At 71.2% G+C, this 19,231-nt stretch carries 20 protein-coding genes; 11 read left to right on the forward strand and 9 right to left on the reverse strand.

The genetic code is table 11. The features are described from left to right. Nucleotides 1-378: 378 nt before the first annotated feature. The gene (locus tag ORI60_RS42690; protein WP_266043701.1) at nucleotides 379-966 is read right to left on the reverse strand and encodes a histidine phosphatase family protein; all 588 of its coding nucleotides are present in this window, start codon (nucleotides 964-966) and stop codon (nucleotides 379-381) included. Nucleotides 967-1,193: 227 nt separating this feature from the next. Between ORI60_RS42690 and ORI60_RS42695 the strand changes: the two genes are divergently transcribed. The 7 genes from ORI60_RS42695 (at nucleotide 1,194) to ORI60_RS42725 (ending at nucleotide 7,223) form a co-directional block, all read left to right on the forward strand. After that, nucleotides 1,194-1,655, forward strand: a complete 462-nt coding sequence (locus tag ORI60_RS42695) for a hypothetical protein (protein WP_266043702.1) — start codon at nucleotides 1,194-1,196, stop codon at nucleotides 1,653-1,655. Nucleotides 1,656-1,737: 82 nt separating this feature from the next. After that, nucleotides 1,738-2,064 carry a lycopene cyclase domain-containing protein gene (locus ORI60_RS42700; RefSeq protein ID WP_266043703.1) on the forward strand — a complete coding sequence of 109 codons (327 nt, stop codon included), beginning with the start codon at nucleotides 1,738-1,740 and terminating at the stop codon, nucleotides 2,062-2,064. After that, nucleotides 2,057-2,374 carry a lycopene cyclase domain-containing protein gene (locus tag ORI60_RS42705; RefSeq protein ID WP_266043704.1) on the forward strand — a complete coding sequence of 106 codons (318 nt, stop codon included), beginning with the start codon at nucleotides 2,057-2,059 and terminating at the stop codon, nucleotides 2,372-2,374. Before ORI60_RS42700 ends, ORI60_RS42705 begins: the two co-directional genes overlap by 8 nt. Continuing rightward, nucleotides 2,361-3,053: a class I SAM-dependent methyltransferase gene (locus ORI60_RS42710; protein WP_266043705.1), complete on the forward strand. Its 693-nt coding sequence runs from the start codon at nucleotides 2,361-2,363 to the stop codon at nucleotides 3,051-3,053. The genes ORI60_RS42705 and ORI60_RS42710 overlap by 14 nt, the downstream gene beginning before the upstream one ends. After that, a complete protein-coding gene (locus ORI60_RS42715) occupies nucleotides 3,050-4,573 on the forward strand; it encodes an FAD-dependent oxidoreductase (RefSeq protein WP_266043706.1) in 1,524 nt (507 codons plus the stop codon). The genes ORI60_RS42710 and ORI60_RS42715 overlap by 4 nt, the downstream gene beginning before the upstream one ends. Continuing rightward, nucleotides 4,570-5,781 (forward strand): NAD(P)/FAD-dependent oxidoreductase, encoded by a 1,212-nt coding sequence (locus ORI60_RS42720; protein WP_266043707.1) that lies wholly within the window; start codon nucleotides 4,570-4,572, stop codon nucleotides 5,779-5,781. The genes ORI60_RS42715 and ORI60_RS42720 overlap by 4 nt, the downstream gene beginning before the upstream one ends. After that, nucleotides 5,778-7,223: a cryptochrome/photolyase family protein gene (locus ORI60_RS42725; RefSeq protein ID WP_266043708.1), complete on the forward strand. Its 1,446-nt coding sequence runs from the start codon at nucleotides 5,778-5,780 to the stop codon at nucleotides 7,221-7,223. Before ORI60_RS42720 ends, ORI60_RS42725 begins: the two co-directional genes overlap by 4 nt. Here the strand turns inward: ORI60_RS42725 and ORI60_RS42730 are convergent. The 4 genes from ORI60_RS42730 to ORI60_RS42745 all read right to left on the reverse strand — a co-directional run bounded on the left by ORI60_RS42730 (nucleotide 7,217) and on the right by ORI60_RS42745 (nucleotide 10,346). Then, nucleotides 7,217-8,077: a MerR family transcriptional regulator gene (locus ORI60_RS42730; RefSeq protein WP_266043709.1), complete on the reverse strand. Its 861-nt coding sequence runs from the start codon at nucleotides 8,075-8,077 to the stop codon at nucleotides 7,217-7,219. The two genes, ORI60_RS42725 and ORI60_RS42730, sit on opposite strands and share 7 nt — an antisense overlap. Next, entirely contained in the window at nucleotides 8,074-8,361 is a 288-nt protein-coding gene (locus tag ORI60_RS42735) for a WhiB family transcriptional regulator (protein WP_266043710.1), read from the reverse strand. The genes ORI60_RS42730 and ORI60_RS42735 overlap by 4 nt, the downstream gene beginning before the upstream one ends. 82 nt (nucleotides 8,362-8,443) lie before the next feature. Then, nucleotides 8,444-9,406: a DUF5914 domain-containing protein gene (locus tag ORI60_RS42740; protein WP_266043711.1), complete on the reverse strand. Its 963-nt coding sequence runs from the start codon at nucleotides 9,404-9,406 to the stop codon at nucleotides 8,444-8,446. Nucleotides 9,407-9,419: 13 nt separating this feature from the next. Beyond that, nucleotides 9,420-10,346, reverse strand: a complete 927-nt coding sequence (locus ORI60_RS42745) for a phytoene/squalene synthase family protein (RefSeq protein ID WP_266043712.1) — start codon at nucleotides 10,344-10,346, stop codon at nucleotides 9,420-9,422. Between the two features lie 143 nt (nucleotides 10,347-10,489). On the opposite strand from ORI60_RS42745, the gene ORI60_RS42750 reads away from it, so the two are divergent. The 4 genes from ORI60_RS42750 to ORI60_RS42765 are packed head-to-tail and all read left to right on the forward strand — an operon-like array spanning nucleotide 10,490 to nucleotide 14,689. Beyond that, nucleotides 10,490-11,566 carry a polyprenyl synthetase family protein gene (locus ORI60_RS42750; RefSeq protein ID WP_266043713.1) on the forward strand — a complete coding sequence of 359 codons (1,077 nt, stop codon included), beginning with the start codon at nucleotides 10,490-10,492 and terminating at the stop codon, nucleotides 11,564-11,566. A gap of 13 nt (nucleotides 11,567-11,579) precedes the next feature. After that, nucleotides 11,580-13,040: a phytoene desaturase family protein gene (crtI, locus tag ORI60_RS42755; RefSeq protein WP_266043714.1), complete on the forward strand. Its 1,461-nt coding sequence runs from the start codon at nucleotides 11,580-11,582 to the stop codon at nucleotides 13,038-13,040. Then, entirely contained in the window at nucleotides 13,037-13,288 is a 252-nt protein-coding gene (locus ORI60_RS42760; RefSeq protein WP_266043715.1) for a DUF3253 domain-containing protein, read from the forward strand. The genes crtI and ORI60_RS42760 overlap by 4 nt, the downstream gene beginning before the upstream one ends. A 27-nt stretch (nucleotides 13,289-13,315) precedes the next feature. Continuing rightward, entirely contained in the window at nucleotides 13,316-14,689 is a 1,374-nt protein-coding gene (locus ORI60_RS42765; RefSeq protein ID WP_266043716.1) for an alpha/beta hydrolase, read from the forward strand. On the opposite strand, the gene ORI60_RS42770 is transcribed toward ORI60_RS42765, so the two are convergent. Genes ORI60_RS42770 through ORI60_RS42785 form a run of 4 tightly spaced genes read right to left on the reverse strand, consistent with a single transcriptional unit; the run spans nucleotide 14,664 to nucleotide 19,114 of the window. Then, nucleotides 14,664-16,016 (reverse strand): GH1 family beta-glucosidase, encoded by a 1,353-nt coding sequence (locus ORI60_RS42770; RefSeq protein ID WP_266043717.1) that lies wholly within the window; start codon nucleotides 16,014-16,016, stop codon nucleotides 14,664-14,666. The genes ORI60_RS42765 and ORI60_RS42770 overlap by 26 nt on opposite strands. Before the next feature lie 19 nt (nucleotides 16,017-16,035). Next, a complete protein-coding gene (locus ORI60_RS42775) occupies nucleotides 16,036-16,923 on the reverse strand; it encodes a carbohydrate ABC transporter permease (protein WP_266043718.1) in 888 nt (295 codons plus the stop codon). Nucleotides 16,924-16,927: 4 nt separating this feature from the next. Next, nucleotides 16,928-17,848: a carbohydrate ABC transporter permease gene (locus ORI60_RS42780; protein ID WP_266043719.1), complete on the reverse strand. Its 921-nt coding sequence runs from the start codon at nucleotides 17,846-17,848 to the stop codon at nucleotides 16,928-16,930. A 9-nt stretch (nucleotides 17,849-17,857) separates the two neighbouring features. Next, nucleotides 17,858-19,114: an extracellular solute-binding protein gene (locus tag ORI60_RS42785; protein ID WP_266043720.1), complete on the reverse strand. Its 1,257-nt coding sequence runs from the start codon at nucleotides 19,112-19,114 to the stop codon at nucleotides 17,858-17,860. Between the last annotated feature and the right edge of the window lie 117 nt (nucleotides 19,115-19,231).

The raw sequence follows: 19,231 nt of genomic DNA on the forward strand, positions 1-19,231 counted from the left end.
GGCCAGCCCCCTGGCCCAGCCCCAGCCCAGACCCAGCCCTCAGCCCAGGCCCAGGCCAACCCTCAGGCCAGGCCAGGCCAGCCCCCAGCCTTGGCCAGCCTCAGTCGTCAGCCGCTGGCCCGAGCTACCAGGCAGCCTCCGTCGTCAGCTGCAGTCACAGCCGCCAGCCAGCGGGCACCAGCCACCCCGCCCGCCACCCCGCCCGACCCAATCCCAGCCGCCTGGCATCAGCCCCAGGCATCAGGCACCGACCACTAGCCACCAGACGCGAGCCTCGGACTCGTCGCGGGCCGTGCAGCCGTCCTCCGGCGCGTCAGCGGTGCTGGCGTGCCGACCGGGCAACCAGACAGAGGCGTGCTCTGGCGGAGGTGAGGCCGCTCAGGGCCGGAGCCCCGGCCCGAAGCCCGTCCAGCGCAGCTCCTCCGGCAGGTGGCTCATGTCGTTGTACAGCAGCAAGGCCGGTGGCGAGCCGTCCCGGAACTGGACGACCGTCAGCGCGGTGTTGCCGCAGCTCATCGCCAGCCACCGGTCCGGCGGCGCGCCGAGGGCGTGGCGCACCAGCCAGGCGACCTGGTAGGCGTGCGTGACCAGGACCTCGTGCGACTCGGTTTCGGCCGGGCGTGCGAACCGGGCGGTCAAGGCCTCCGCGAGGCTGGCGCCTGCGGCCGCTTCCGACGCGTCGTAGCCGTCGAAGAAGCCCGCCCAGGCAGGCGGGGGAGAGGCCGGTACGTGCGGCACGTGGTCGACGAGTTCGGGTGCCTCGGTCACCGGGACGGCCGGCAGGTGTTCGCCCAGGATCTGAGCCGTGCGCGCCGCCCTGGCCAGGGGTGAGTGCAGGACGGCGTCGATCGGCGACCTGGCCAGGCGCTCGCCCAGCAGGTGCGCCTGCCGTTCGCCGGTGCCGGTGAGTTCGCCGAACGGGTCCGCCGCGCCATGGCGCACCACGTAGAGGTGCCGAGTCGCCACCGTGAGCCTCCCAGGTCGTCAACATCCGGATGGTAGCAACATCTGAATGACACACCCTTCGGCAAGAGGGGTATCGGATGCGCTGCTGCGGACGGGTGAACTGCGTGGAACTCGTCATGCGGGGCGGGCCCGGTCGTTTGACCATGACTGAGTTGTAGTTGTAGCAACACAGAAATCCGTGTGCGGGGGCGCAGTCGGGGCCGATCGCGAAGGAGACCGGGAGTCGGATGCATCGACTCGATGAAGTGCAGGCCAGGGAACTGACGCTGGCCGCAGTGGGCGCCGTCAACAGGCGTGATCACCTCTGGTCCGTCGACGCCGTGCGGTGCCTCGTGTCGGACGAGCGGACGCGGGTGGTCGCGATCGACACGTGCGCGGCGATCCTGCTGCGCGGTGTTCCGCGCGGGTCGCTCGACCCGTCCGTCCGCATTCCGATCTCCGTGCCGGCGACGCGAGGGGACGCGACCTGCGCGCGGGCCGCCGAGGTGGCCTCGGAGGTGCTGAGCGGGCTGGCGTGCGGTGACGACCGGCGTGTCGCCGGGGTGCTGGGGATCTTGACGGAGGACCAGCAGTTCGACGCGGTGCTGGTGCTGGTGCGCGCCGCGGCGGCGTGGATCGACGCCTACGTGGGCATCGACGGCGACACCGTGGACGCCTACTACGCGATCTCCAAGGCGGAACCCACCTGACGCGCGACCCGGACCACGGAAGTGTTGCCGCCGTTGTGCAGACTCGCCGCGCCGCCCATACGGTCGTCGTGGGAGGTCGGTGATGCGGAGCCAGTACGAATACTTGATGGTGCTGGGTGTGTGCGTGCTCATCACGCTGCCCCTGGAGTGGATGGGACGTGGCGTCTACCGCCGCGGTCCGGCTCTGGTGCGCGCCATCGCGCCCGTGCTGCTCGTCCTCGCCGTCTGGGACGTCGTCGCGATCGTGCGGGGGCATTGGAGCTTCCACCCCGAGGCGACGACCGGGGTCCTGATCGGCGGGGTGCTGCCGGTCGAGGAAGTGCTGTTCTTCGTGGCGATCCCGCTCTGCGCGGTGCTGACCTACGAGGCCGTCAAAGGACATTCGGAACGCTGGTCGCGGGATGGTTGAGGAGTACTCGTTCGCCGCGATGGCGGCGGTTGTCGTGGTGCTGCTGCTGGAGTTCTTCTTGCTGCGCACCGGTTTGTTCAAACGTCCGGCGTACTGGATCACGATGGCGATCGTGCTCGGGTTCCAGGTGCCGGTGGACGGATGGCTGACGAAGCTCGACGCGCCCGTCGTGCTGTACGCGGACTGGGCGATCACCGGGGTGCGGGTGCCGTGGGACATCCCGGTGGAGGACTTCCTCTACGGGTTCGCCATGGTCACCGCCGTGTTGTTGTTGTGGGAACGGGGAAGGCCAGCACGTGAACAAGCTTGAGGTACCGGGGAAGTTCGACCGGGCGGCCCGTGGTTACGACTTCCTCGTCGGGCTGAACCCCGGCTACCACCAGGCGCTGCGCCGGTCCGCGCTCGCGCTCGGCCTGCGTCCCGGCATGCGGGTGCTCGACCTGGGCTGCGGGACGGGCGCCTCGACCGCCGCGCTGGTCGCCGCCGCGCCGGGCGTGGAGATCGTCGCCGTGGACGCGTCGGCGGGCATGATCGCGCGGGCGCGGGAGAAGCGCTGGCCCTCCACGGTGAGGTTCGTGCACAGCCGGGCCGAGGACGTGGACGAGGGCGAGTTCGACGCGGTGTTCGCCGCCTACCTGGTGCGCAACCTGCCCGAGCCGGACCCGACCCTCACCCGGATCAGGGAACTGCTCAAACCCGGCGGAACGTTGGTGCTGCACGAGTACTCGGTGCGCGATTCCGCGGTGAGCACGGCTGTGTGGACGCTGCTGTGCGGGTTCATCGTGCCGGCGGGGTGGCTGGTCACCGGCGACCGCTCGCTCTACACCTACCTGTGGCGCAGCGTGATGGACTTCGACGGGGCGACGGCGCTGCGGGACAGGTTGCGGCGCAACGGCTTCGTCGGCGTGCGCAGCGCGCCGCTGCCGGGCCTGCAACTCGGTGTGGTGCACACCTTCCGCGGCCACGTGCCGGAACAGGAGCAGCGGTGAGGGATCGCAAGGCCGTGCGGATCCCGGCGCCGGCCGGCCGCGCGCAGTTCGACGGAGCGGGACCCGTCGTCGTGGTGGTGGGCGGGGGCATCGCCGGGCTCTCCGCCGCGACGCTGCTCGCCGAACGCGGTGCGCAGGTCGTGCTGTGCGAGCGGGAGGACTACCTGGGCGGACGCGTCGGCGGCTGGAGCACCCGGCTCGCGGACGGCAGCGACGCCACCATGACGCGCGGCTTCCACGCGTTCTTCCGCCAGTACTACAACCTCCGCGCCCTGCTCGACCGCGTCGACCCGGCCGGACGTGCCCTGGTCGCCGTGCCGGACTACCCGCTGCAGCACGCCTCCGGTCACCGGGACGGCTTCGCGAACCTCCCGAAGACCGCGCCGTGGAACGTGCTCGCGTTCCTGCGCAGCAGCCCCACGTTCCGGTGGCGCGACCTGCCCGACGTCAACGCGCGGGCCGCGCTGTCGTTGCTCGACGTGTCGGTGCCGCGGGTGTACGAGGAGCTCGACGGCATCGACGCCGCGACCTACCTGGAGCGCATGCGCTTCCCCGAGGCCGCGCACGCCCTCGCCTTCGAGGTGTTCTCCCGCAGCTTCTTCGCCCACCCGACCCGCATGTCGGCAGCGGAGCTCGCGGTGATGTTCCACATCTACTTCCTCGGTTCCAGCGAGGGGCTGCTGTTCGACGTGGCCGCCGACCCGTTCCCGCACGGGCTGTGGGAACCGCTCAGGCGCCACCTCGCCCTGCTGGGCGCGACGGTGTGCACGGGCACCGAGGTCAGGTCCGTGCTGCCGGGCGAGCACAAGCGGTTCTCCGTCACCATCGGCGACGGGGCGATCGAGGCGGACGCCGTGGTGCTCGCCGCGGACGTCCCCGGCCTGCGCGCCCTCGTCGGTGGCTCACCCGCGCTCGGCGACGCCGCGTGGCGCGAGAAGGTCGGCGCGTTGCGCACCGCACCCCGGTTCCTCGTGTCGAGGTACTGGCTGGACACGCCGGTGGACGCGGACCGGCCCGGGTTCCTCGGCACCGGCGGGCACGACCTGCTCGACAACATCAGCGTGCTCAACCACTACGAGCACGAGGCACGGGCCTGGGCCGCGCGCACGGGTGGCTCCGTGGTGGAGCTGCACGGCTACGCGCTCCCGTCCGATGTGGACGAGGAGGACGCACGCGCCCGGCTCTGGGCGCAGCTCACCGAGGTCTACCCGGAGACCAAGCAGGCAGGGGTGGTCGACGAACGTCACGAGCTGCGCGAGGACTGCCCGCTCTTCCCGGCCGGCGGCTATGCCGGGCGGCCGGGGGTCACCACGCCGGACGACTTCCTCGTGGTGGCGGGCGACCTCGTGCGCATCGACCTGCCGGTCGCGCTCATGGAACGCGCCGCCACCACCGGGTTCGCGGCCGCCAACCACCTGCTGAGCCGCTGGGGCGTCGCGGGCACCGACCTGTGGACGGTGCCGGCCGAGGGCCGCGTCCCGCTGCTGCGCGCGGCCGCCCGGCGCTGGAGGACGCTGTGATCGTCGTGGTGGGAGCCGGTCTGGCGGGCCTGAGCGCCGCACTGGAACTGGCGGCGGCGGGCGTCGAGGTCGCCGTGCTCGAAGCGGGTGACGAGGTCGGCGGCCGCGTGCGGACCGACGTCGAGGACGGAGTGCGGTTCGACCGCGGCTTCCAGATCATGCTGCCCGCCTACCCCGACCTGGCGCGGCTGGGCCTGGACCCGTTTCCGTTGCGGCACTTCAGGCCGGGTGTGTTCGTCCACGACGACGGCAGGCACGACCTGCTCGCCGATCCCCGCAGCGGGCCGTCGGCGTGGGACGGGTTCCTGCGCCAGCGCGTCCTGAGCGCGCGGGACGTGGCTGCCATCGCCCGGTTCTCGGCCCCGGACGCCTTCGGGCCGGTGCGGCCGTTGTTCACCGCGCCGGACCTCACGACCCGCGAGGCGCTGCGGCGGCTGGGAGTGTCCGGCCGCGCGGTCGAGGCGGTGTTCCGGCCGTTCCTGTCCGGTGTGTTCCTTGAACCGGAGCTGAGCACGTCGTCGAGGTTCTTCCACCTGGTGTGGCGCAGCTTCGCCCGGGGCGGTGCCGCGGTGCCGGCGCTCGGCATGGGGGAGCTGCCGAAGGCGATGGCGGAACGCCTGCCCAAGGACGTCGTCCAGCTGGAAACCCCTGTCAGGGCCGTGCACGACAACGGTGTGGAACTGGAGGAGGGCGGCCGCGTCGCCGCCGACGCCGTGGTGGTGGCGACGGACGGCACGACGGCGGCCCGTCTGCTGCCGGGGCTGGTCGAACCCCGCTGGAACGGCGTGACCACGTGGTACTTCCGCCCGCCGCGGTCCCCGCTGCGCGACGGGTGCCTGGTCGTCGACGCGGGCGGCGGCCCGGTCGTGAACACGGCGGTGATGTCGGAGGTGTCGCGCCCGTACTCGCCGCACGCCCCGCTGGTGCAGGCCTCGGTGCTCGGCGACGCGGACGAGCAGGCCGTGCGCACGCACCTGAACCGCTTGTACGGCACGGACACCAGCCGGTGGGAGGTGTTGCGGCGCTACGACATCCCGCGGGCGATCCCGGCGATGACCGCGCCGCACCGGCTGAAGCGGTCCGTCCGCGCGGGCGGCCGCCGGTACGTGTGCGGTGACCACCGCGACACCAGCTCGATCCAGGGAGCACTCCACTCGGGACGCCGGGCCGCGCACGCCGTGCTGGCCGACCTGCGCGGTGCCCGATGACGACGCTGCTGCTGTTCGGTGACCAGCTCGGTCCGCAGTTCCACTCCGGACACGACGAGATCGTGCTGATCGAGTCGGCGGCCGCCCTGCGCCGCAAGCCGTACCACCGGCAGAAGCTGCACCTGGTGCTGTCGGGCATGCGGCATCTCGCCGCCGAGTTCCCCGAGCGCGTCACCCTCGTGCGGGCGAACACCTACCGGGAGGCGATCCGCGACCTGGGCCGGCCGCTGGTCGCCTACCAGCCGGGGTCCGCCGCCGCGCTCGAGATGCTGACCGGGCTAGGGGTGGAGGTGCTGCCCACACCGGGCTTCGCGTTGTCCCGCGACGAGTTCTCCGCCTGGGCGGGGACGCGTGAGCGGTTCCTGATGGAGGACTTCTACCACTACCAGCGCGCCCGCTTCGACGTGCTGATGGAGGGCGAGGCCCCGGTGGGCGGCCGGTGGAACTTCGACGCCGAGAACCGCGAACCACCACCGAAACGCGGGCGGCTCGGCGTTCCGGCGCCCTGGTGGCCGGAGGAGGACGACATCGACGCGCAGGTGCGCGCCGACCTCGACGCGATGGACCTGCCCGCGGTGGGCAGGGACGGCCCGCGCCGCTTCGCCATCACGCGGGAGGAGGCGCTCAACGCGCTGGAAGTCTTCCTGCGCGACCGCTTGCCGCACTTCGGTCCGCACGAGGACGCCGTGCTGGCCAAGGACTGGACGATGGCGCACTCGCTGTTGTCGGTGCCGCTCAACCACGGGCTCCTGCATCCGCTGGAGGTCGTCTACGCGGCGGAGGACGCCTATCGCGCGGGCGACGCGCCGCTGGCGAGCGTGGAGGGCTTCGTCCGGCAGGTGCTCGGCTGGCGTGAGTACGTGTGGCACCTGTACTGGCACCTCGGCCCGGAATACCGGCAGCGCAACAGTTTCCGCGCCACCGCTGAGCTGCCGTCGTGGTGGTCGGAGCTGCGCCCGGCCGAGGTGCGCGCCGCGTGCCTGCGGACCGCGCTGGAAGGCGTGCGCGACCACGGCTGGGTGCACCACATCCAGCGGTTGATGGTGCTCGGGAACCATGCGCTGCAACGTGGTTACGACCCGGCCGCGCTCAACGACTGGTTCGTCACGTCCTTCGTGGACGGTTTCCCGTGGGTGATGCCGGTGAACGTGATCGGCATGAGCCAGCACGCGGACGGCGGCGTGATCGCGACCAAGCCGTACCTCAGCGGCGGCGCCTACCTCAACCGCATGACCGACCACTGCTCGACGTGCTGGTTCGACCCGAAGCGGCGCACCGGGGAACGCGCGTGCCCGTTCACCGCGGGGTACTGGGCGTGGCTCGACCGGCACGAGGACCGGGTGCGCGGCAACCACCGCATGGCACGCGCCGTGCAGGGGCTGCGGCGCCTCTCCGACCTGGACGAGGTCCGGCTGGGGGAACGGGACCGCCAGGTCTACTGACGGTCCACCACTATCCCGACCGCCTCGGCCAGGGACCTCGGCCACCGCACGAACGACGGCAGCGCCACGCCGTCCCACCCGGAACCGGCGACCGCGATCACCGCCCCCGAACGGGTGCCGAGCTCCTCCAGAGGTACGCGCAGCGCCAGGTCCTGCCGGTGCGCCCAGATCAGCACGACCTGGGGGCACAACCGAGCCACCGCGTCGCACAACGCCTCGGCGGGCACCCTCGCGCCGAGGTTTCCCCACCTCAGTTCATGTTCGGACAGCGCCGCGCCGAGCGCTTCCAGAGGAAGCCAATGCTGTTCGTCAGGTGCGCACGACAGCAAGGCCGAAAGCGGTCCCGGACTGCTGGTGCGCGGGATCCCGCGCAGCGCGTGCAGGACGCAGCCGCTCGCCAGGTGCTCGATCTCCACGCCCTGGCCGCTCGTGACGACCAGTTCGCCGAGCTCGACCAGCGCCGGTACGAACACCTCGTCCCACGCGGCCACGACGCCGTGCGCGACGAGGAGCTTCGCGGCGAGGTCGGCCATCGCGGGTTCGTCGAGACGTTTCGCGGCGCCCAGAAAAGCCCGTTGTGCCGTCAGGGCTTCCTCGGGGTCGATCGGGGTGCGCCGGCCGCTGGGCGGAGCCACCGGCTGCTTGCGTGCCAGCACCGCCGCGGCGGACGCCGCGACGCCCTGAGCGGTGAGCGCCACCATCCGGCGCAGCACCTCGATGTCCGCGTCCTCGTAGCGGCGGTGGCCGCCCTCGGTGCGGACGGAAGGCCCCAGGCCGTAGCGCTGGTCCCAGGTCCTGAGCGTGGTGGGGGCGATGCCGAGCATGCCCGCCACGGCTCGTGGCGTGTACGTCACGTCTTACGCGCGCGTTTCGCGAGCAACGCCCTCAACTCACTTTCACCGAGTCCGCCCCAGATGCCGAAGGTCTCGTGGACCTCCAGCGCGTGCGACCGACATTTTTCCATGACAGGGCAGCGCTGGCAGATGGCCTTCGCCGCGGCCTCGCGCTGGTCTCGCGCGGAGCCGCGTTCGTTCGGCGTGTGGAAGAAGTAGGCGCTGTCCATGCCGCGGCACAGACCGGACAGCTGCCAGTCCCACGACTCCACGACCGGCTGAGGCAGACGGGACAGTTCAGGCATGACGAGCACGTCCTCCGGTGAGTCGACCTCGATGGGGACACCATCGTAAAATCGACTCAGAAACGACGCAACTCGGGGGTGTCTAGTCCGGGAACCGACCCTTCCGGCGTAGTTCGTACCGGCGTTCGGCGTAGGCGAGGTCGTCGCGCCACAGCCGTGCCGCGGCCCAGCGCATGACCGGACGCAACGCTCCCGCCGCAGGCTTGGCCAGCGCGAACCCGGGACGGTCCGAGTGCGCGATGGTCGCCTCCACCACCGCTGTGCGGCCGTCGCGGATCGGGGTCGCGTGCGTCTCGACGACGCTGCCCTCACCCTCTCCCTCGACGATGTGCATCACGACGGTGCGCGGCTCGGGGCAGGTGAAGGCGGCGACGACCGGGACGCCGACGCGGCCGGCGAGCCGGAACGTCACCTCCACCAGGAAGCGGTCGTCCTCCTCGGTGGGGGTCTCCAGGACGTGCAGGTTCGCGAACGAGTAGGGGTGGAACCACGCGCCGTGCCACGGGTCGAGGCGGTTCGCGACCACGTCCTCCGGATCGCAGCGGCCGATGAGCGTGGCGACCGCGTCGATCGATCCCGCGGGCGGTCGCTGCGGCAGCACGGGGGCGGACAGGGGCTCCTCGCCCCCGGCCTGGTCGAGGCGGACCCACACCAGCACGCCGTCGTCGTGCGCGGGGAACGGCGTCCAGGCTCCGAACCGGGTGCCGTCGAGCGCGAGGCCGTGCCAGCGGCAGATCAGCTTGCCCTCGGCCACGGCACCGTCGCACAGCGGAGCACCGAGGTGGGGGCACGAGCCGGAACCGGCCATGAGCACGCCGTGGGGCCCGCGCCAGAGCACGACCTCCTGACCCGCGATCGTGCGTCCGCACGGTTTGCCCTTCACGACGTCACGGCTCGCCCCGGCGACGTACCAGTTGCCGGACGGTCGCGCGGTGGCGCGCTTGAGCGCCGCCTCGATCAGCGCGGGCTTGGCGTCCTGCCACGTCGGCCGCTGCTCGCGCCACGGCGGGCTGTCGTAGACCCGCAGCGGGATCCGGTCGCGCATGGTCTTCCTCTCTTCAGGCCGCACGGGCGAACACCGCCCTCGCCAGAGCGGGCAGGGCGACGGCGAGGCGCCTGCCGTTCGACACGACCACGCGGCGCGACAGCACGTCGCAGTCCGCGTGCTCGACGAGGTCGAGGATCCGGCCGTAGAGCCGGTAGGCGGTGAGCACGCACGGCCTGGAGCGCGGCGCGAGCATGCCGATGCCCGGCCAGGCCCGCTCGTAGACCTCGCGCGCCCTGCGCACCTGGTCCCTCAGCGCGGCCCGCACCTGCTGGTCGGCCCGGCCCTCCGCCCGCGCGCGCAGCAGTCGTTCCCGGTCGACGCCGAACGCCGCGAGCTCGTCGGCGGGCAGGTACACCCGGCCGCGGTCGAGGTCCTCGCCGATGTCGCGGATGAAGTTGGTGAGCTGGAACGCGACGCCGAGCGCGGCCGCCGCGGGCTCCGCCTCCTCGCGGGGCACGGTGGTGCCGAGCACCGGGAGTACCTGCAGGCCGATCACGGCGGCGGATCCGTGGACGTACCGTTCGAGGTCGGCGAAAGTGGGGTAGTCGGTGACGGTGAGATCCATCCGCATCGACTCCATGAAGTCCTGGAAATGCCGAACCGGGATGTCGTAGCGGTGCACGGTGTCGACGAGCGCCGCCAGCACCGGGTCGTCCGTCGCCCCGTCCCTCAGCGCGGTCTGCAGCCGCCCGTCGATCGCCAGGAGCTCGGCGGACTTCTCGTCCGGTCCACTGTGGAGATCGTCGACGACGTCGTCCACCCATCGGGCGAACCCGTACAGCGCGTGCACGGCGGGCCGTTGCTCCGCGCTGAGCAACCTGGTTGCCAGGTAATAGGTCCGGCCGTGCTGGGCGTTGAGCTCACGGCAGCGCCGGTACGCGTCGCGCAACGCCGGTGCGGTGACACCCGCGGCGTCCAGTTCGCGTTCAGCCGACATCAGCTGTCCTTTCGCGGAGGAGGTTGCTCCACGCTAAGTCCGGGAGTTGCCCTCCGCACAACGGCGGTGCTCATCATGCAGATACCCCGCCGCGCTGCTTAGCTCGAAAAGCCGAACACCGACCCACTCCCGGGGGAACGCCGATGTCGCTGCTGACCAGCGTGGATGCTCGCACGTCGCAGGTGGACGACTTCCGCGTCCTGCTCGACGGCGCACTGCACGACTTCCTGCTCGCGAGGCAGGACCTCGCTCCTGAGCTCGCCGCCGAGCTGCGGGAGCTGATCCTCGCCGGTGGCAAGAGGATCAGGCCCACGTTCGCCTGGTGGGGATGGCGTGCGGGAGGCGGCTCGCCCCCCGTCGACGCCGTGGTGCAGGCGATGGTGGCGCTGGAACTGCTGCAATGCTGCGCGCTCGTGCACGACGACGTGATGGACCGGTCGGCGACCAGGCGGGGCAAGCCGTCGGTGCACGAGTCCTTCGCGGCGCGGCACCGGCGTGAACGGTGGGCCGCGAGCGCCCGCCAGTACGGCGACTCCGCGGCGATCCTGGTCGGCGACCTCGCGCTCGCGTGGGCGGACGACGCGCTGGTGACCGCCGGCCTGTCCGCCGAGGCGCTGAGCCGCGCCTGGGGACCGTGGCAGGCGATGCGGACCGAGATGATCATGGGGCAGCACCTCGACCTCCTCGCGGTCGCACGGCGCGAGGAGTCGCTGGAGCACGCCGTCCGCGTGGCGGCGCTGAAGACCGCCGCCTACACGGTGGAACGGCCGCTGCACCTCGGTGCCGCCCTCGCGGGAGCCGACGACGACGTCGTGGACTGCCTGCGTGCCTACGGCCACGACATCGGCGTCGCCTTCCAGCTGAGGGACGACCTGATCGGTGTGTTCGGCGACTCCTCGGTCACCGGCAAGCCGGTGGGGGAGGACCTGAGGGAGGGCAAGCGGACGCCGTTGATGTCCATCGCCCTTTCCCGCGCGCAGGGCAAACCCGCCGCGCAGCGGTTGCTCCGCCGATGCCTGGAGAGCGGCACCGTCAGCGAGCGGACCGTCAACGACGTGCGCGCTCTGCTCGTGGAGCTCGGGGCCGTCGCCGCTGTGGAGAAGCACATCGAGAAACTGGCAGGGTCCGGGATGGCGGCGCTGGAACGCGCGGCCATCCCCAGCGACGTGCGTCATGAACTGATGCGCCTCGCTGACCGTGCCGTGACGCGAACGACCTGAGGGGAACGCAGTGGTGCACGTGGTGAAAGGCCGCACGGACCGGGTGGTCGTGGTCGGTGCGGGACTCTCGGGGCTCTCGGCGGCGCTGCACCTGCGCGGCGCCGGGCACGAGGTGACGGTCGTCGAGCGGCAGCCGCACCCCGGCGGGCTCGCGGGCCGGCTCGACGTCGCCGGTCACCGGATCGACACCGGGCCGACCGTGCTGACGATGCCGGAACTGCTGGACGACGCGTTCGCCGCGGTGGGCCACAAGCGCGAGGACCACCTGGAACTGCTGCCGCTGCACCCCGCCTACCGCGCGGCGTTCGCCGACGGCACGGCGCTGGACGTGCACACCGACGCGGACCGCATGGAGCAGGCGGTGCGCGACTTCGCGGGGGACCGCGAGGCCCAGGGTTACCGCGACCTGCGGGCGTGGCTCACGAAGCTCTACGAGGTGGAGCGCGACAGGTTCATCGGCGCGAGCTTCGACTCGCCCCTCGACCTCGTCGGCCCCGACCTGCTGAGGCTCACCCGGCTCGGCGGCTTCGGCTCGCTGGGCAAGGCGGTGGGGCGGTTCCTGCGCGACGACCGCCTCCGGCGCGTGTTCACCTTCCAGGCGCTCTACGCCGGCGTCGCACCGAACGACGCGCTCGCCGCCTACGCCGTCATCGCGTACATGGACACAGTCGCGGGCGTGTGGTTCCCGCGCGGCGGCATGCGCGCCGTGCCTCAGGCGCTGGCCGACGCGGCCGCCGAAGCCGGGGTCGAGTTCCACTACGGCGTCGAGGTCGAGGAGCTCGAACGCGTCGGTCACCGCGTGAACGCCGTGCGCACGGCCGACGCCCGGATCGCCTGCGACGCCGTCGTCCTGGCCACCGGGCCCGCCCAGAGCACCCGGCTGCTGCGTGGCGAACCGCGCCGGATCCTGCCGTTGCGCTGGTCGCCGTCCGCGGTGGTCGTGCACCTGAGCTCCAGCCGGGTGGTGGACGACCTCGCCCACCACACGATCTCCTTCGGCGACAAGTGGAACGGCACTTTCGACGAGATCATCCGGCAGGGGAGGCTGATGAGCGACCCGTCGTTGCTGCTCACCACGCCCACGCTGACCGACCCCGCGCTGGCACCGGAGGGCAGGCACCTGCAGTACCTGCTCGCGCCCTGCCCGAACCTCGACGCCGCCCCGCTGCGCTGGGAGTCCCTGGCCCACCGCTACGCGGAGGAGATCATGGACGAGATGGCGGCGCGCAAGCTCCTCGTCGACGCCGAGCCGCTCGCGGTCGTGACACCGGACGACTGGGCGCGCGAAGGCCAGGCCGCCGGCACGCCGTTCTCCGCCGCCCACACGTTCGGCCAGACCGGCCCGTTCCGGCCGGGGAACCTGCCGTTCCGGGACGGCAACGTCGTGCTGGCGGGCAGCGGCACGACCCCCGGCGTCGGCATCCCCCCGGTGCTGATCTCGGGCAGGCTCGCGGCGGAGCGCCTGCGGCGGTGAGCACCGTCGAGCAGCGGCTGGAACGCGCGATCCTGGACCTGGTCGAGGCCCGCGGACCGGAGAAGTCGATCTGCCCGTCCGAGGCCGCGCGCGTTGTCGGCGCGGACGGGTGGCGCGACCTCATTCACCCTGCGCGCGCGGTCGCACGAGAGCTCGCCGCTCAGGGCCGGGTCGTGGTCACCAGTGGCGATCAGGTCCTGTCACCCGCCGAGGAGTGGCGCGGACCCGTTCGCATCCGCCGCCCGTGAGAGCGCTTTCTCGCCTAGGGTGAGGAGATGAGGCGGGCGCTGGCGTCATCCCTGGCCGCTGTTGTCCTGGTGCTCTCGGGAGGTGCGGCGCACGCCGACCCTCCGAGTCGCATCGCGTGGGCGCCGTGCCAGGACAACCCCGAGGGTGAGTGCGGGACGCTGAGCGTGCCGCTGGATTGGAAGAAGCCCCGGGGTCAGCGCGTCGACCTCGCTGTCGCACGTCATCGCGCGACCGATCCGGCACGACGGCTGGGTGTGCTGGTGGTCGACCCCGGCGGACCTGGAGGTTCGGCGGCGCAGTTCGCGCTCTCCGGCCTGTTCAGCCCCGAGATCCGGGCCCGGTTCGACATCGTCGGCGTCGACCAGCGGGGCACGGGCGGCAGCCTGGCGATCCGCTGCGCCGACCTCCTGCCCGGCGGGCCGTCGACCCGTCCTCAGGACGAGACCGCGTTCGCCGCGTTGCTGCGGCACAACCAGGACGTGCTCACGCGGTGCCGCGAACGCAGCGGGCTGATCTTCGACCACGCCGACGGCGCCACCGTGGCCAGGGACCTGGACGCGGCCCGGCGAGCACTGGGCGAACGGAGGATCAGCTACTTCGGGCTGTCGTACGGCACGGTGTTCGGTCAGGCCTACGCCGAGATGTTCGGCCGCAACCTCCGCGCGATGGTCCTCGACAGCGTCGTCGACCACAGCGCGGACCTCGCGCGGTTCGTGGGAGACCGGGCCGCTGCCTCGGACGACGCGTTCAGGGAGTTCGAGAAGTGGTGTGCGGGCACGGACTCCTGCGTGCTGCACGGGCAGGACGTCCGCGCGGCCTGGGAAGCGGCCCTCGTCCGGGCCGACGGCGAACCGGGCGGGCGGCAGAGGCTGCTCGACGACATGTACTTCGCGTTGCGCGACCCCGACTGGGTCTGGGCGGCGGACCTGGTCACCGGCGGCACGGGGCTGCGCGCCCAGGCCTTCGAACCCAACTACGAGTCGGTGCGCCTGGCCTCGGTGTGCCAGGACTTCTCCCTGCGCGTCAGGAACTTCCGCGAGTACCAGCGGCTGCGGGCCGAGGAGCTCCGCCGATCGCCGATCATGCGCGGCAGCTTCCTCGGCCACGACGAGGCCACCGCGTGCATCGGTGTTCCCGGACCGCCCGCCAACCCGCCCCACCGCCTCGACCTCGGCGACGCGCCGACGATCCTGGTGGTCAACGCGAGGTACGACCCGACGACCCCGCACGCGTGGGCCGTCAACGTCCAGCGGCAGGCGCCGCGCACCACCGCCTTGCTGACCTACGAGGGGTGGGGCCACATCGCCTACCCCCGCAGCGCCTGCACGCGCGGCGGGGTCGACGACTACCTGGTCGAGCTGAGGGTTCCCGCGGTCAGCTGCCCCGCCGTGCCCCGGTGATGAAGTCGCGGTACCAGCGGTAGCTGGCCCGCGGCGTGCGTTCCAGCGTCTGGTAGTCGACGTGCACCAGGCCGAACCGGTGCTTGTAGCCGTGCGCCCACTCGAAGTTGTCGAGCAGCGACCAGCAGAAGTACCCGCGCAGGTCGACGTCCGCCGCCTGCGCCGCCGCGATGTGGTCGCGCAGGTAGGCGATGCGGTCGGTGTCCTCGAAGCCCTCCACGTCGGGGTAGACGCAGCCGTTCTCGGTGACGTAGACCGGCGGCAGATCGGGGTGCCGTGCCTTGAGGTCCGCCAGCGCGGTCGTCATGCCGGCCGGTTCGACGGGCCAGCCCATGCCGGTGCGCGGGACGTCGGGCAGCTGCGTCGTGTCGACGCCGATGTCGTGCGCCGTGCGCTTGGCGGGGTCGGGCTCGCGGTGCGGCGCGTCGGCGACGTGCAGCCGGTAGTAGTAGTTGAGGCCCACGTAGTCCAGCGGCTGCCCGATGATCTCCAGGTCGCCGTCCTGCCGGAACGAGAAGTCGCTGATCCCGGCGAACATCGACGTCAGCTCGTCCGGGTAGGCGGAGCCGAACAGCGGGTCGGTGAACTGCCGGCGCAGCAGGACGTCCTGGCGGTTCGCGGCGGCGACGTCGGCGGGCGAGTCCGTGACGGGCACGGTGGGGGACTGGTTGAGCACGATCCCGAACTCCTGCTCGGGCAGACCGTTCGCCCGCATGGACCGCACGGCGAGGCCGTGGCCCAGCAGGAGGTGGTGCACCGCGGCCAGCGCGCCGTGGCCCTCGCGCGCGCCGGGGGCGTGCCTGCCTTCGCCGTAGCCCACGATCGAGGAGCAGTACGGTTCGTTCAGCGTGGTCCACTTCCTGACCACGTCACCGAGTTCCTCGTGCACGACGGCGGCGTAGTCGGCGAACCTGAGGGCCGTGTCGCGGTTGCGCCAGCCGCCCTCGTCCTCCAGCGCCTGGGGCAGGTCCCAGTGGTACAGCGTGAGGAACGGCTCGATCCCCTTGCCCAGCAACGCCTCGACGAGCCGCCGGTAGAAGTCGAGGCCACGCCGCTCGACCTTGCCGTGCCCGTCGGGCATGATCCGCGACCACGAGACCGAGAACCGGTACGCGTCGACACCCAGGCCGGCGAGCAGCTGGACGTCCTCTGCCCAGCGGTGGTAGTGGTCCGCGGCCACGTCCCCGGTGTCGCCGGACGCGATGGCACCGGGTACCCGGGCGAAGGTGTCCCAGATGGACGGGCCGCGGCCGTCGAGCCGCGCCGCTCCTTCGATCTGATAGGCCGAGGTCGCCACGCCCCAGCGAAAACCGTCCGGAAAGCTCACAGCAGTCTCCAAAAGAAAGTCAGCCCTTGACGGCGCCGGACATGATGCCGCCGACGATCTGACGGCCGAACAACAGGAACACGGCCAGCACGGGCACCGTGCCGATCGTCGCGGCGGTCAGCACCAGCGTGTAGTCGGTGGTGTAGCCACTGGCCAAGGTGGACAGCGCGGTCTGCACGGTCGGGTTCTCCGGCGTGAGGACGACCAGAGGCCAGAAGAAGTCGTTCCACGCCTGCATGAACGTGAACAGGCCCAGCACGGCCGCCGCCGGGCGGGCCGCGGGCAGCGCGACGTGCCAGAACAGCCGCAGCGAGTGGCAGCCGTCCATCCGGCCCGCCTCCAGCAGCTCGTCCGGGATCGCCCGCTCGAAGTACTGGCGCATGAAGAACACGCCGAACGCGGTCACGAGCCCCGGCACGATGACCGCGTGGATCTCACCGGCCCAGCCGAACTCGGCCATCATCATGTAGAGCGGGATGATGCCGAGCTCGGTCGGGATCGCCTGCGTGCCGATGATGAGCAGCAGCAACACGTTGCGGCCGCGGAACTTGAGCTTGGCGAACGCGAAGCCCGCCAGCGTCGAGAACAGCACCACCGAGACGGTCACGGTGCCCGCCACCACGATCGAGTTCACCAGCGCCAGCGCGAAGTCGGTGGTGTCGAAGACGCGGGCGATGTTCGCGAAGAGGTGCCCGCCCGGCACCAGGACCGGCGGCACGCTGTCGATCGCGTCCGGTGTCTGCGAGGACACCACGAACGACCAGTACACCGGGAAGGCCGACCCGGCCAGCACGGCGATCAGCGCGGCGTAGGTCCACGGCCCCGCGACGCGCCGGGCCAGCCTGCGCGCCCTCGTCGCGGGACCGGTGGGCCGCACCGGTGCGGGACGTTCCAGCACAGCGGTCATGGGGTCACTCCGTCCGGATCCGTTTGGTCACCAGGTAGCCGAGACCGGCGACGACGACGGTGGTGATGGCCAGCACGACCGCGATCGACGAGCTGTAGCCGAAGTCGTACTTCGTGAAGCCCTGCTCGTAGAGGTACAGCGCGGCGGTCTGGAACTGCCGGTCGGAGCCGCCCGTCGCGGCCGCGGCGCCGGGGTTGAACAGCAGCGGCTCGGCGAGCAGCCGCATGTTGCCGGTGGTCGCGATGATCGTCGTGAAGATGATCTGCGGCCGCAGCAGCGGAACCGTGATGCGCCAGAACTGCTGACGGCCGCTCGCGCCGTCCAGGGTGGCCGCCTCGTACAGCGTCGACGGGATCGCCTGCATCGACGCCAGGAAGATCAGCGCGTGGTAGCCGGTCCAGCGCCACACCACCATCACGGCGATCGCGATGTGCGAGCTGGCCGTGCCCGCCTGCCAGTCGATCTGCCCGGCGCCGAACAGGTCGAGCACCCAGTTGACCAGGCCGAAGTCCCGGCCGAACAGCTGCGCGAAGATGATCGTCACCGCCGCCACCGAGGTGATGTTCGGCAGGATCACGCCCATCCGGAACAGCGTGCGGGTGCGGACCTTGCGGTTGAGCAGCTGCGCGATGAACAGCGCGAACAGGATCTGCGGGACCGTGGTGAGCAGCCACAGGCTGAGCGTGTTGCCCATGGCGTTCCAGAAGTACGGGTCCGCCATCAGCTTGGCGTAGTTGGCGAACCACACGAAGGTGGCCGCGTCGGACTCGAGCAGGTTGCGGTCCTGCAGCGAGACCCAGATGGTGTAGAGGAGGGGGAACAGCCCGAAGACACCGAAGATCAGGAAGTACGGCGCCACGTACCCGTACGGCGCGAACTTCGTGTCCCAGCGGTGCCTTCTGGCCGTCTTGTCCATCAGGATCATGTCAGCGCGTTACTTCTGGACGTCGCCGACGAACTGGCGCCACGAGTCCTCGCCGTTCTGCTTGCCCTGCTCGACGCGCTGCATCGCGTTGCCGATCGCGGTCTGGATGTCGCCTGCCTTCGGACCCTGGTACTGCGGGTTCAGCTTCTTCGCCGCGTCGGTGAACAGCTTGCCGATGGGGGCGTCGTTGAAGTACGGGTTCTTGTAGTCGACGATCGACGGGTCCTCGTACAGCTTCGGGATCGACGGCAGCAGCCCGGCGCTCTTGAACACCTTGGCCTGCTGCTCGGGCGCGGTCAGCCACGCCGCCAGCTCCACGGCCTTGTCGACGTTCTTGCCCGACTTCGGAACGGTCAGGTACGAGCCGCCCCAGTTGCCGCCACCGCCCGGCACGGACGTGACGTCCCACTTGCCCGCGGCCTCCGGACCGGCCTGGTCCTTGATCTTCGCCATCTGCCAGGCGGGGCACGTCACGGTCGCGAACTGGCCCTGCTTGAAGCCGGTGTTCCAGACGGGCGTGGAGTAGAGCAGCTTCGAGGACAGACCGGACTGCACGCCGTCGACGACGAGGTCCCAGCCGGCCTTGATCTCCTTGTTCTCACCGACGACGATCTTGTCGGACTTGTCGTAGTAGCCGACGGACGCCTGGCCGACGATCGCGTTGAGCACGGTCGGGCCGCCGTCGAACCACTTCACGCCCTCGGGCGCCTTCTCCTGGAACTTCTTGCCGGCGGCCATGAAGTCCTGCCAGGTCGGCCAGAGCGCGGCGACCTGCTCGCGGTCGGCCGGCAGCCCGGCGGCCTGCAGCAGGTCGCGGCGGTAGCAGATGGCCAGGCCGCCGACGTCGGTGCCGTAGCCGATCTGCTTGCCGTCCTTGCTGAGCGAGCCCTCCCACTTCCACGGGAGCCAGCGGTCCTTCAGCTGGTCGCCGCCCTTGGTGTTGAGGTCGACGAACTTGTCCGGCGTGGCCTTGAACTGGTTGATGTAGCCGGTGTCGACCGCCTCGATGTCCGCGGCGCCGCTGCTGGTGGCGAGGTGGGCGGCGAGGTTCTTGTGGTGGTCGGAGTACGACGCGGTGCGGTCGGAGATCTCGACGTCCGGGTGCGCCGCGGCGTACTCCTTGAGCAGCTCGGCATACCCGAAGTTGCCGAACAGCCCGATGGTCAGCTTGGTCTTGCCACCGGACGCGGTGTCACTGCCGCAACCGCTGAGCACCACGGCTGTCGCCAGGGCGGCGCAGCCGAGTACGAGTGCTTTGGGGCGCATTTTCCTGGCCTCCGTCGATTTTTGAGCGCGCTGAACCAAGGAAGTGGTTCTGGCGGGAAGATTTGTGTGGCGCCTATGACAGCGGTGTTACGCGCCTCCAGTCAAGTAACGAAACGA

This window comes from Lentzea sp. NEAU-D7 (genome assembly GCF_026242055.1).
Classification (GTDB): domain Bacteria; phylum Actinomycetota; class Actinomycetes; order Mycobacteriales; family Pseudonocardiaceae; genus Lentzea.